The organism is Microcoleus sp. B7-D4 (assembly GCF_036705125.1).
In the GTDB taxonomy this organism is placed as follows: Bacteria; Cyanobacteriota; Cyanobacteriia; order Cyanobacteriales; family Microcoleaceae; genus Microcoleus.
The window spans coordinates 57,149-70,345 of record NZ_JAUBTT010000038.1 but is presented as its reverse complement, the minus strand read 5'-3'; the positions used below and the strand labels follow the sequence as shown (position 1 = coordinate 70,345).

Sequence of the window (13,197 nt, the reverse complement as noted above, 5' to 3'; positions counted from 1 at the left end):
GAAGTAGTATGCCAGAAGTATGACAGTAGTAAAAGTGACTACATCCCAGACACAGCACCGACTGCACTGCAAAACTTTGTACAGAAGGCAGAGGCTGCACTTTACTCAGACAGTCACTGGAAATCTATTGGAGGTCAGCTTTATCACTATGTCGGCAGTCACTACGAATTGCGATCGGAGTCCGAGGAAAAGCGTCGTATCGGTGACTGGCTCAATACCTACGCGGAAAAGGTAAAGGGTGTTTGGGTTAACAACCGAGCCAAGTCTAGTAACGTCGCTGAGGTTCTCAACTGGGTTGTGAATCGGAATGCGGTTGACCCAAACAAGATAAATCCTGACGGTTTGAACTGCTCTAACGGGGTAGTGAGGATTAATCCTGATGGCTCCCATTCACTTGTGCCACATGACCCTAGCCAGGTCTATACCTACGTCGGGAGCAAGTATGACCCTGATGTTGATAGCGCCGATTGCGATCGCCTTTTGGAGTGTCTTGAGCCGGCGCAGCGCGAGATATTCCTGCGGACTGCTGCTGCTGCCTTGAACTTGAAACTGGTGCGGTCAAAGCTGACTGGTAAGGGAGTCAAGGGTTTGCTGTGCTACGGCGAGGGGTCTAACGGCAAGGATACGCTGCGGGCTGTGTTGGCCGCTGTCTTTGGGCGGGGGATGACTGGGAAGTCTTTGTCTGACTTCAGGTCTTATGACAATGGCCGCAAGTTTTCTCTAGCAGGAATTGAAGGAAGCACCTGTAACTGGGCTTCTGAAAATACTGCAAAAGTAGACTTGGATACCATTCAGAGTCTTAAGCAGTTCATCACGGGCGACCCTCTTGATATTGAGCGCAAGGGTAAAGACAGCTATGAATACAAGCCTGCCGCTATCTTTCTCGCCAACTGCAACAAACTACCATCCATCACCGGGGGAACAGCGGCAATTGATGACCGATACGGCATTTTGAGTTTTAAAAAAACTTACAAACGTGATGCTGACTTGTCTCAGGGCGAGCTGGAAGCTGACCCGCGCTTTAAGGATGATGAGAATTTTATCCTTGAGCGGATTGCCCCGGCGATGCTTAACAAGATGCTGAAGCGGTTGCCACTGCTGTTGACCGAGGGCATTGACTATAAGGCAACACGTGAAGCAATGCGGGAAGCTCAGGAGGAAAGTCGGCACTTGTGGCAGTTCGCTCGCGAGGTTGGTTTGGAGGTTCAGTCTAGCGGCCGTGTTTGGGTTACGGATTTATGGCAGCAGTTGCAAGACTGGTATGTGGAATCTGGGATTTTAGAAATTGAGGTCAGCGACAAGAGCAAGCAAAAGCTAGTTTGGAATGAACTTTCTAACAAGTACGATGCCCCGGTGAAAGCTGTAAACCAGTTGTATGCAAGGTTGTGCGAGATTTTCCCTAAATTGACAAAACATCGTTGTGAAGACCGCGACAACCCAGAACGGAGAGGGCAAAAATTCTTGATGGGAATCAACTTCGTGCACACTTCCACAAAAACTCACAAAACTGGGTTGGCAGAGTTGGCAGTAGACACAGCAAGCGTTACAGGGTTGGCAAGTGAGTTGGCAAGTGAATTGGCAAAAAATAGTGCCAACCCAGTTGCCAACTCACAAACCCTTACACACAGCGCTGCCAACCCTGCCAACCCAGTTTCCTCACCTTTTGCGGAAGTGTGCAATTTACTCTCTCAACTTACCGATGATGAGCGACAAAAAATGGCAGATTTACTCACTGGCATTCCTTGCTCTGACCCCATCAAAGCTTTCAGAGTCGGAGACAAAGTGGCTGGCAACAAACCAGAGGACTCTAGCTACAACTGGCACGGTCGCATCGTTGAGATTCACACGAGCATCAGTTGCAAGGTTGACTGGCAAGAGCGCGAAGGGATGAGAGGTGGCCGCATAATCTCAATGCTCTTCTACCATCTGCGGAAAATCTAAGCGATCGTTGCCACAACAGCCACCAGTGAAAGTTACCCAAAACTTTATGTAACCCCACTGGTGGCGGCTATTTTTCCGAATTTTCGGCAGAGTCTGTGAACTTCGACAGAGCTTGCTAGCGAAAATTCGGAAAAATCCCGCTAGAAATGGAAAGAAATCAAATCAATCTCAACGTTCGTTTTTTAGCAGATTTCAATTCTGCTTTTAAGCTTTCAATCTCAGTGCGTAACTGATTGTTTTGATAAGTCAAAGCTTGAGCACAAAAACGCAAATAATGTAGCTTCGTAGTTTTGGAACCATCAAAATCTTTGGAATCTTCATCCTCAAAAGAATAAAACGGAGGAGAGAAATATTCCTGCCCATCAAGATATCTAGCAATTTCCAAGAGCTGGTCAGCCAAAGGAACTGGCACTCTGATGGTCTTAATATCGTTTGTAGACCATGTAGAGGGACGCCCTGACCCTAATCGCTTTCCACCACGTCCGCTAGCCTTAACTGATTTAATCATGAAATCAAGGAAAATATTGATTAATTGTATCGATTCAAAAATAGCTGTATCCCAAGCAGATAGAGCCTTCTAATATATTAATTTATTATTATTTTTCTTAGTTATACCGGGTATTACTCACTCCGGTTGGCCTGCGGCGCCCTTAATCTTTACCGGCGCGGCCGGGAGGGCGGGCCATAACCCGGCTCCCCCCCCGGCCCACGTTCTCAACGTATCAAACTCTAGAACTATGAGTATATCACTAGGAGCGATTTTCATGTCTACAAGCTTTGTCTACAAACTGTTGACACTGTAGACAGACATCAGTTATTGTAGACAAATACTGTATACAGGCGTCTACAATGAGTCAAAGTCAAGTCGTATCATTCAGAGCATCCGGTCACTTCCTGAACTGGATAGAAGCTCAAAGACTAGAGGGAGAGTCGGTAAGTCAAGCTGCACAACGTATTCTCAAGGAAGTCTCAGGCACGTCTACACTGTCTACAGTGCATCTGTCTACACTGTCTACAACACCTACAGATTTGTCTACACGAAGCAATGATAGCGTCGTGTCTACAGAAATTGTAGACAGTGTAGACAAGGCTGTAGCTGATCGCCTTGACCCCGTGATGGAACGGATGGCCGCCATTGAGGAACGGCTGGGAAAATTGAGTGCCTGAGTGACGGCAACGATGAATCACTCAGGCAGGAATTGAAAGCGGCCAACAAGCAGCTTGCAGAATGGGACAAGGAACTGAATCAGTTACACGAGCGCAATGGTGACTTAGGTTTGGAAGTTCAGAATTTGAAGGAAGAACTTGCGACCGTGACGCGCGATCGGGAGGAAAGTAAAAAGTCAGCTCCGGCAGTCGCAGATTTTCCAGAGCCGGCCGATTTGCTCAACCAGTTAAAAGCGCGGCGTAAAAAGTCCGGCGCAAACTTGGCAGATATGGAGGTGGCTCTGGACATATTAAAAAACCATTGGCGCGAAAGTTGAGCGGAAAATGGTTTTTCTTGCTATGCAGTCAACCTGAAACCCTTAACGGACAAGAGAATTGTTAAACGGAGAGGGTGGGATTTGAACCCACGGTGACATCACTGCCACACTCGGTTTCAAGCCGAGCGCATTCGACCACTCTGCCACCTCTCCTGGCGCATAAATTTTATCATACCAGCAAATGTCTCTAACTACAAATAGCTGCAGATTCAGTGCGCCGATAAAGAATTTGTTCTCTTTCTACCCCGAAATCTTCGCCTACCCATACCAGAGACACTTCCGACACTGCTCCATTTTCCAGCAGGACGATCGAGAAATTCCGCAATTTCGAGCACTCTCTCTCCACAATTCGCGGTACGCTGGCCGCATTCAAATAAACTGTACCCTCCGCACTCACCTCCAGCGACTTCCGCAACTCGTGCTTCGTGTGCCGCAGTTTGTGGTGCATATGACCAAAAGTTACCAGAGGTATGTGCTTCCCAGAACTCCGAGTTCGATCGATCGCCTCCGCAAAATCCGGGTCGCCCCAATCCCCTCCCAGCGGCTTCCAATCTCGCCCGCAGGGGTCTTCAGGAGCCTCTCCTAAGCCCGTCGGACCCGTGTGACCCAAAAAAATCACATTTTCGCAATCGGCATCCGCTGCCGCCCCTGCTATGCGCCGCGCCGACTCCTCAAAACTTTCTACCCCAAACCACTCCGAGTAAAAATCCCCGTACTTCCACTCCGAGCCCCCCCAAGTAAACGGGCGGCTTCCCACCACAGTTACGCCCAATTCTGGAAAATCACGCTTAGAGTAACCGACGTGAGCTTCTCCCATTAAATCTAACTGCTGTTTTACCCAATTTTCTTGAGTGCGATCGTAAGGACACTGACTGCGGCCCCACTCTGTCGCCGTGTACCAAGCGTCGTGGTTCCCAAACACCGCTGCTTTCGGAATGTCCAATTGGGCGATCGCCCGCACCACCTCCACCGACTCATTGCCAAAATCCCCCACAAACAGCACCAAATCAACGCCCAGATGCTTCAGGGCCTCGCCGTCTTCAGGTTCCCAGCGATCGTGAACATCCCCAACCACCGCAATTTTGATAGATTTAGCCTCATTCATGTGATTTGCGTTCGTTCGTTCGATCCCTTACCGCTTAAAAATTCCTACTAAACTTACCAATTTTCGGCAAATCCAGCCTTCACTAATTATACAGTGCAGCCTCTCCCAGGGAATTGGAGATTTGAGATTGGAGATTTGAGATTTGCTCAGCTTTCTTCATCTTTCACTCCAGGGCGCAAAAATTCTCTCCCCCTTTGACATGAGAAGCGATTGGCCTGAAGTTAAGCCCGTTAATCACCGACTCCAACGCCATAAAACTCAAGCGAGTCGGGACAGAACCCCTAGACTGAATTATTCCTCCCTATCAGGTTCCCCCGACCTTTCTTCATCTTCAATTGCAAATTCGCTGATGTAATCTCGCACGACACGCTCGAAGAACAGGGTGGCCGGTAAGCTCGACCAGTCGCTGTAGTGACCGAAACCATAGCGCAGAGATTCAACCAGTGCAGCAAGGCGATCGGGATTGTCATTTTCTTGTCGCAAGGTAACAACAATCTCAAGGGGATTGGGAGTTGTCCACTGACCCAAAAACGGCGGTTTGCTTGCGATTTGGTCAACTTTTAATTTAGCTTTATTTAAAAATTTGCCTTTGGACTCATCAGATTTCTTGGCAGCTTCGTCAACTTTTAAATCAGCATTATTTAAAAGTTTGTCTTGAGAATCATCAGCTTTCTTGGCACCTACGTTAATTTTTGTTGAGCGATAGCAACTTTGACCGCGTAATTTACCTGGTTTTTCATTTCGTACAGATAGATAAGCAACACAACCCGTTTGATTAGTTGCGCTTAGTCGAAATAATCCCTTTACACTAGAGGCTGAAGGAATTTCAAGGGTTGAAGTCAGTTCTTTTTTTGTCCGCGTATCTTCCAGAGAAGTTTCTGTTAAATATCGGACTTTTTTATCGATAATTCCAGGGGCGAGGTCTTGGCGAATCCGAATTATCCGCGCGCCTTTCCATTCTTGCTCCATATGTTCGTGCAAGGGGCTTCCCGACTGGGTTTCAAAATTAATCTGATTTGCATTCATTTTAGAATCGGCAAGCCAAGACCAAAGTTTCACGCAGTTGGAAGAATCGATCGTAACTAATGGTTGATTTCCCTCCTCTACAGAATTGGAAATAATCTGCTTGACAAATTCCATGAAACGATTCCGACGCACATCTTCTTTGTCAGCCAGTTTCACGGGGGAGATTTGGGAAATGAAGGCGATCGCATCAGAAAACTTGCTCCAAGGACTGATTTGTAAACTATTCCTATCATAAGCACAGCACAGTTCGCACTCGCCTGTCTCCACGTTGAGACGCATAGCAACTGGTAAAAATGTCTTCTCAATAGAGCCGCGAGTGCGACCTTTCTGTTTGCGGACGATCGTAATCCCAATAATTTCTTTTGGTCTGGCTTCTTGAGGAGTATCTTTTAGCCATTTGTCAACCTTTTCTTTGACATCATCAATGCGGCCAGAATGAGCCCAAAGTAAGTCTTTTAGAGCCGCTTGCACTCGATGGGAAAAATTATCGAGGTTGAGAATATTTTTGTCCTTACTTTTTTCAATCGGTAGCAGAAACTGCACGCAAGAACCAGCGATTTTAGCCAGTGCTTGACGGGATGAGGGTTTATTCACCGAATCGTCATGTTTGTTGTCTGGATACCATTCCCGTGCCATTACCAGGCAAAAAGTTCGCTGTTTGCGTAAAGCAAGTTGTTGGACGATCGACTCCCAGGCTTTTATGCGGTTTTGCGATCGCTCTTTCGCTTTCAAATTTGCACCTGGCAATGACTCTCTCGGCCCGTGAGTGTTTGCTGGCAAACGATTAGCCATGAGTTCGATCGCATCACCCCAGAGAACTGGAATCATTGCTTGCAGCAGTTTCACTTCGGTTTGGCATTGTTCTTCGTAAAAGACAACAAGCAACAGTCTTTCGTTAGGATATAGCCGACGCATAGCTTCCTGGTTTGCCTGAATCATCGCCTTGAGTTCTTTTAATTGACAAACCAATTTAAGGGCTTTTCTGCCTTTTGCAATATTATCTAAATTGGTATCAAGGTGTTTAGTGAGCAAGCTGTTTAACTCATTGTCCTCAAAGCTTTCTAGATATTTGGGAGTCAAATCATAGCAGTCGTCTTTTTCGAGAACTTCTAAAGCAGCACCTAACAGAGTAGGCAAATTAATCATGCGTGAAGCTGTATCATCTAATTTGTGGCTTTCACCTCTCTTAAATTTTACAGGATAGTAATTATCAAAAGCTTTAAAACCGATAGGTTCAAGAATTGTGGCTATCGCCTCAAAAGCTTCTAATTTATCAATTTCCGGTACACCAGCATCAATTCCGTGTTTTCCTTCTTGCAGTCGGTTGCGGTAAGTTAATACTACTTTACAGCTATCCGTTGAAGCTTTCCCCAAAGCAATTTGGGAACCATCAATATTTTGACCGTTAGGGGTTTTCAGCGGGAGTTTTAGCTTGCCGCGCAAGGCTTCAAAATCTTTATCGATCGCCCAAAACCAATTTTTCTTTTTGTCGGGTTGATTTTTCTCAGGTTTTTCGGAATCGGAAAGCACCGTGTAGCGAAAGGTGCGATCGCTATAATCATCAGAAAAGACAAAGCCGCTAATATTTGCTGAGTTATAGCGTGCAGGTTGTAACCCACTTAACCAGCGGCGTTTGGAAACATCTATCTTCAATAAAGGCTGGTGCAAAGAAGGATAGGTTACAACTTCTAAGCGTACCACCAGACTGAATGTTCCTGTAGTGTCGGGTAGAGTAATGGGATCGGTAATCAATTCTGCCATCCCAGTTGTGAGGCTACCACTGCTGGAAATAACCCGCTTCATTGTTCCTAGCCCCTGAAAAATCTCTTTTCCGGCGATCGCACGAGCTGCATAATCGACTAACACGCGATAATCATAATTGTTGCTGTGTTTTGTAGTTCCTGTATTTGGATTCCATTTCCAAGGTAAAACTTGAGACTCAGACGGAGTAATTGTTAACAACTCCTTTCGATCGTGCAAATCTTCCAAACGGTCGATAACTTCCACTAGCCCATCTTCTTTTTCAGCAAAAGGTTTTAGGAAATTTGTTATCCACTCGTTGATAATTGGGCGTAACGCTTTCTGGATATCTTGTGTACTTTCGGAATTTAAGTAAGCAAATGGTTCCGGCTCATTTACACTTTTAGAATTCAACGAATAGTTACTCAAACCTACATTTGACTGAATCCGTGCGGCACTGTCAAGTCCTACTTCTAACAAACCTCGCAGCGAGGCATAAGGGAGATTTTTGATGGCTGAATCGCCCTTGCAAGCAGCTTTTTGGATAGTTGAAAGCTCATGTAAAGCAGATTTTGTCCAACCTAGTGTCAAGCCTTTGACTGTTACTGGCTCGATATTATCTGGCACGGTAAAAGCTAGGGTAATTTCTTTCAGACTCTTATTCGCAAGAGGAATGTAAAGAGTGTCTGAAACCACAGTAGCTTCAGTTTCTTCGTCATCATCGGATTCGATTTCGTCAAAAATGTCGTCGTTCATGGTTGCATCTCCAATAATAGTGGTTTCCTTTATAGTCCTGGACGCATGGGGGCCAGAAACCGGGTTTTTTTACGAAAATATTTCGTTACAGCCCGTAGATTCGGTAAAAAACCCGGTTTCTTTGGTCTGAGTGCGTCCAGGACTGCTTTACTTCGCCGTCGCGATCGAATTCAATTTCGTCCAAAATTTCGTCGTTCATGCTTACATCTCCAATAAAGGCGAAAAATCATTAAAATCGTCTTCTTCCTCTGTCAAACCTTCTGAATCGCGTAAACTTTCCGGGTAAACTATGCCATTAATGCGCCGCAGGGGCTCCAGAAATGCACCGTAAAGTTCTTGATAAATTTCTCGAATCACTGGATCGGGATGCTTGACGCATTCTTCTAAAATAATTCGCATCTGAACTAGCATACTGTCCCGCCCGGAGTCAGGTTCATTTTTAGTAGATTTAATTGCCCAAGCTGCATCGACAAAGTAAACTTGTACGGGACATCCATTTCGCATCCCGCGCCCAATTGTTTGCAAAATCCCAACCATCTGATTTGCCGTAAACGGTTTAAATAAATCTTCACCCAAACGGCTAGCCATGAGAGGTTCGCGTAACAGCCGATTAGCCGTTTTCCAGAGTAGTTTTCGGGACTGTTTCCAAGTATTATAAATTGCTGGCAAGTCTTCGGATTCAGTAAAAACTCGACTGTCAAATTCTTGGGTAGCTTTTCCGGCTAGACTGTACAAAAGTTGCGTATCGTCAGTCGTGGGGTGGGGACGGGTGAGGAAATAAATTGTACCAATGGCTGCATCGAGTTTCCTATCTCCTTTGGTGAAAACAATATTCACACCTCTACCGATCGCCAACAGCGGAAAAATGATAATATCGCAAGTTTCATCATCTCCTAAAGCCTCGCACTGAGCAGTTGTAACAAAATCTGTTGGTTGCTCTCCGGGTTTGAGTAAATTAACAACTGCTTTGGTTCTTTTGCCGATTTCTGGATGATAATCGTTGATAAATTTCTTAATGGTACGAGCTTGTTCGTAGCTGTTAACAATTAAGGCTGCTTTGCGGTAAATATCATGTCGCACGTCAAAGTTGAGGATGGATTTGTAAATCTCAGATTTCTGGTTTCCTCCCCGCACCAGCGCGTCTACCATTTTTTCTAAATTGCGATCGCGCAGTTCGCCTGCACCGCTATATCGGAGAGGTTCATCGCGCGATTCGCGATCTGGCAGCCATTTGAAGCGGTAAATGCTCTTTTTGGGAGCGTGTTCTGTTTGCCGCGGTTTCAGCAGATAATCCGGCCCAGAGTTAATGTGATAAGCAGGACTTGCTTCGAGAAATGAGGTAGCTGAAGTCATTAAAACTGCCGGCCCTGTCAGTTCGCCATCTGCCTCAAATAACTGATGAAAACGGTGCATTAACATCCGAGGCGCGCCCACAAAAATAATATAAGACAGTTCCACATTTCGGGCTTGAGAGCGAGTAGTTTGTGCCGATTCACAACTGTATTTCACGCCCGAAAAAGACCCCAAAATATTCTCAGGAATCAGTTGTCGCAGTTCCGGTGTTGCCGTTGATTCGACAATCGGTTCCCGAATCAGTCCTTCTGCTACCATTGTTCTAGTTTGCGGTACGATCCGCTGATAGCCTAAAATCACGAAAGTAACGCAAACAAGTAAGGTAATCGTATCCTGAGCTTCGCCTGATGCAGTGCCATCCTTAAAACACAAAGGCAAAAACAATTCGGCAATTTTTTTGACTATTTTATCGCGCCGTTCGATCAGATTCTCCGCTAAATAACGACGAAAATAAAGAATTTGAGTTTCCCATTGCTGTTTGAGCGTGTCGGCGTTTATTCCCAGCCTTTGAGCGCACAGATCCATGTTTAGCCGATCGTGCGGTTCAATGCCCGTGCGATCGTAAAAAGCATGGTAAGCAGCCGTTTCCCAGAATTCTTTCAAGGCTCGACTTTTGCTAAATCCCTGTTTGACTTCATCTTCGTCAAGGCGATCGCGTTTAGAAGTTTTCTCAAAGCCATCCAACAAATCGCTGACTATTCTCAGAACGGTTAATAACTGATTCTCATAGCGTTTGCCGACTGGCGATGAGGGCATATTTTGAACGGCAGTAATTAACGATGTGTTGTGATTGCCAAATTCTGCTAGATCGCGGCTATAAAGTTCTACATCTCGATCGAACAATCGATAATTTTCGCCGCGAGCAAAACGATTGTGAATTTGTTCTTGAATGACTAAATGGATAGAATCTGCCGCACCTGAAAGTTTTAAAGTTGCCGCACCGTAAGCATCCAGAGTTGATTGCACCATATCTGCTTCGTCAAAAACTACGACATCAAATGTCCGGGCAATTAATTCAAAATAACGAATGCGATCGCGAATGGCATGGGGTGGTACTTCAGTATCCATTGAGAGAACGTGGCCGACCCAAATATCGGCATCTAGCAAATCGCGGGGTGCTTTGTGGCGGCCGCACATCGTCCAAACCGGACAAAGATACTTTTTCATTTGCCCTTTTTTGCCACCGCTTTGTAAAATTTCCTTGCAGGGTGCATAACCAAATCCCCACATCGAAGTATCAGCAGTAGAAAACGCAGGTAAGACGCAATTTAAGCCAAAAACTTCTGCCTGTTCCAAACTATAGGCAAAGCCGCCATTTCCCCCTGATGCTGCGATCGCCTCGGCAATATTGTTAGCGTGTCGGCGACGAGTTCCATCGCTTTGACCGACTAGCATTCCCACTTTAATTTCGTGAAATGCTAGTTCTGCCATGTACTGTCTGGCAACTTCAATAGAGGGAAACACAAACATCGCTTTATAACCGCGTTTTCCCAACCATACAGCTATCAATACGAGCAAAGTTGTTTTGCCCGATCCAGGCAGTCCAATTAAGTGCTTGATGCCTTCTAATTCGATGACTGTTTCTTCCCGCAAACCCTGACCAATTTCTGGCACTTTAATTGCAAAATGTTCAAACCGTTGTACCCAGCTACCCCGTCTTTTTTCAGGGTGATTTGCTTCGCGTTCATCCATCTCAACTGCTAACTCGTACAGTTCCGCAAGGGGAATGCGGATTTTTGCTTTCGGCAGGCGATCGAGGGAATGGGTGCGGCGCGGCGCAAGTGGGGCTGCGATCGGCCCAATTGGCACTCTCGCGGCTGTTGTTTCTTCACCTAAAGCAACGGCCATTTGCTGGCGGGGATCGGCAAAGGTGGCGCTGTAAAATTGGTGTGCCAAAGGCTGGCCCAGAATTTGACGTGCTTGGGCAATTAAAGGGTCTTCTAGGGGGTCTGTGCGTTGAAAGTGAAGTGTTTCTAAGTTAATTTTATAGGTTCCTTGAGTTTTGTTGCGGTAGTGGCGATCGTTATAAATAGCAACGGCGTGTTTCACTGACTGTTCTGTCACGTAAGCCAGCGACATCAGGCGCATATTGAAAATGGCTTGGCGGGCTTTTGTCAACGCGGGTGCATTGATGATACTCGCCATTCCCGATATCGTTAAAGGGGCATATTCTAGGGAATTAGTCTCGATAAATTCTGCCATCAAGACACACAGCCAGCAAATGCGATCTATTCCCGTCCAGAAATCTGGTTTAATTCTCATATTTGATTTTCTTTAACAACTGTATGACTTGTGAAACAGACAGAATTTCGAGAGTAGCAGGATCGCCTTTTTTATCGATCGCTGACCGGAAAGTAGAGAGGTAATCTGGCCGCTCCTCAATTAATTGGTGGCTGACGGCAATGATGCGGCGGCGGTAGTGAATCAGCCCTCCGATGCCAGTGCGGTTGAGGCGCAAAGCAAGGGAGACAGGACTGGTGTATGACTTAGCATCAATACCAATATTGCGACCGTTAATTGCTACATCGCATAGGTCTGATTCTGGGTAAAGTTCGGCATCTAGTCCGTTTTTTATGGCAGCCTTAAAAATTGCTAATTCGTCGATCGCCGGCCCAGTCCAATAGGTTAAAATTTGCGGCTGGGCGATGAGCAAGCGGTCTTGGTTTGGGTCTAATTTCTCCGAAACTTTTGCTTTTGAGGAGTTGTGACCGAGGCATTGGCGAATCGGACATCGCCCATCGGGAAAAAGTTCTTTATTGGGATAGGGGCGCATCAGCGTACCGCAATACGCGCAGCGATGAGCGTGTCCGTCAATTAACCAGACATCCGGCACGCTATCAAAAAAGGTGTCAACAATCATTCCCTGTAAAGGGGTTAAATCGTTATCACGTAAATACTCTAAGAGTTGGTGTTCTCCGATGAGCGATCGGCGGCCAAATAGCGATCGCAAAGCCGTATAAGCTTTGTGCTGGCGGCGAATTCCCAATCGTTCAGTTGCGTCGCGCAACCGTTGGTACAGGCGGTGTTCGATGATATTATCTTCGCCAAAAGTGCCTTTACTGTTGGCAATTACTGCACAATCTGGGGTTGGCACTCGCAAGTCTGGATCGATGAGAATTACTTGACCAGAGTCAAAATCGGCGTGACAAAAAATATCTAATTCCCACTTATTGAGGGGATATCTAGCACGTTCCAAAACCGTATGCACGCAAGCGGCGCGATCGCTTTGTCCGGATTCGATATACAGCCTGCCCAACTTGCACATAGCCCGATAAAGTTCCGATGGCATACTATCATCGTCTTGGCGAACGATGTCTCGATTGAGAATTCTTGTGTATTGTCGCAGAATTCCCTGGGCCAGCAATATAACAGTATCTTCAGCGAAATCGATCGTGCTGGCGTGTCCTGTGGGTAATGGCAATGTCGTTGTTTGCATTTGTGGCAACCAGGTTGGGTCTTGACCATCAGCCTCGGCAAGAATTTGTTGCTCCAATGTTGCGTCTGGGAATGAGGGTAAAACTTGAACGATCGCGGCCAGTGTCCAGCCTTTCTTGAGCAAAAGTGCTGTTGCCAGTCCTTCTAAAATCTGCCGAAACCGAAATTCTTGACCTTTCGGCTGTGACAGGAGTTGCTTGGATCTCCACGATCGCACAGTTCGTAAGGCTGGTGGTTCCACAGATAGCCCAAGCTGCTCAATCCGTCGTTTTAGTTCTTTTGTCAGAAACTCAGCAGTTCCCTCCCACTGGCGATCGTCTTCAAAGTACATAGATGTATAAAACCAACCACTTTACA

The 13,197-nt window shown here is 46.2% G+C and carries 8 protein-coding genes and 1 tRNA gene; 3 read left to right on the top strand and 6 right to left on the bottom strand.

What is annotated here, in order from left to right; all coding sequences use genetic code 11:
• A partial coding sequence (locus tag QUB12_RS16910; RefSeq protein ID WP_333307744.1) for a DUF5906 domain-containing protein occupies positions 1–1,941 on the top strand: 1,941 nt, incomplete at its 5' end.
• 157 nt (positions 1,942–2,098) lie between these two features.
• Here the strand turns inward: QUB12_RS16910 and QUB12_RS16905 are convergent.
• Positions 2,099–2,341, bottom strand: coding sequence for a hypothetical protein (locus QUB12_RS16905; protein WP_333307742.1), 243 nt, complete (start codon positions 2,339–2,341; stop codon positions 2,099–2,101).
• 449 nt (positions 2,342–2,790) lie between these two features.
• Here QUB12_RS16905 and QUB12_RS16900 point away from each other — a divergent pair, with 449 nt between their 5' ends.
• Complete coding sequence (locus QUB12_RS16900; RefSeq protein ID WP_333307740.1) at positions 2,791–3,108, top strand: hypothetical protein; 318 nt, start codon at positions 2,791–2,793, stop codon at positions 3,106–3,108.
• Between the two features lie 32 nt (positions 3,109–3,140).
• Entirely contained in the window at positions 3,141–3,425 is a 285-nt protein-coding gene (locus tag QUB12_RS16895) for a flagellar alpha dynein (RefSeq protein ID WP_333307738.1), read from the top strand.
• A 66-nt stretch (positions 3,426–3,491) separates the two neighbouring features.
• Here the strand turns inward: QUB12_RS16895 and QUB12_RS16890 are convergent.
• The 5 genes from QUB12_RS16890 to QUB12_RS16870 all read right to left on the bottom strand — a co-directional run bounded on the left by QUB12_RS16890 (position 3,492) and on the right by QUB12_RS16870 (position 13,171).
• Positions 3,492–3,578: transfer RNA gene (locus QUB12_RS16890), tRNA-Ser, on the bottom strand.
• Between the two features lie 34 nt (positions 3,579–3,612).
• Positions 3,613–4,530 (bottom strand): TIGR04168 family protein, encoded by a 918-nt coding sequence (locus tag QUB12_RS16885; RefSeq protein ID WP_333142650.1) that lies wholly within the window; start codon positions 4,528–4,530, stop codon positions 3,613–3,615.
• 291 nt (positions 4,531–4,821) lie between these two features.
• Positions 4,822–8,052: an RNaseH domain-containing protein gene (locus tag QUB12_RS16880; RefSeq protein ID WP_333142651.1), complete on the bottom strand. Its 3,231-nt coding sequence runs from the start codon at positions 8,050–8,052 to the stop codon at positions 4,822–4,824.
• Between the two features lie 201 nt (positions 8,053–8,253).
• The gene (locus QUB12_RS16875) at positions 8,254–11,667 is read right to left on the bottom strand and encodes a pPIWI_RE_Z domain-containing protein (RefSeq protein WP_333307736.1); all 3,414 of its coding nucleotides are present in this window, start codon (positions 11,665–11,667) and stop codon (positions 8,254–8,256) included.
• Complete coding sequence (locus QUB12_RS16870) at positions 11,657–13,171, bottom strand: restriction endonuclease-related protein (RefSeq protein ID WP_333307734.1); 1,515 nt, start codon at positions 13,169–13,171, stop codon at positions 11,657–11,659. The genes QUB12_RS16875 and QUB12_RS16870 overlap by 11 nt, the downstream gene beginning before the upstream one ends.
• Positions 13,172–13,197: the final 26 nt, after the last annotated feature.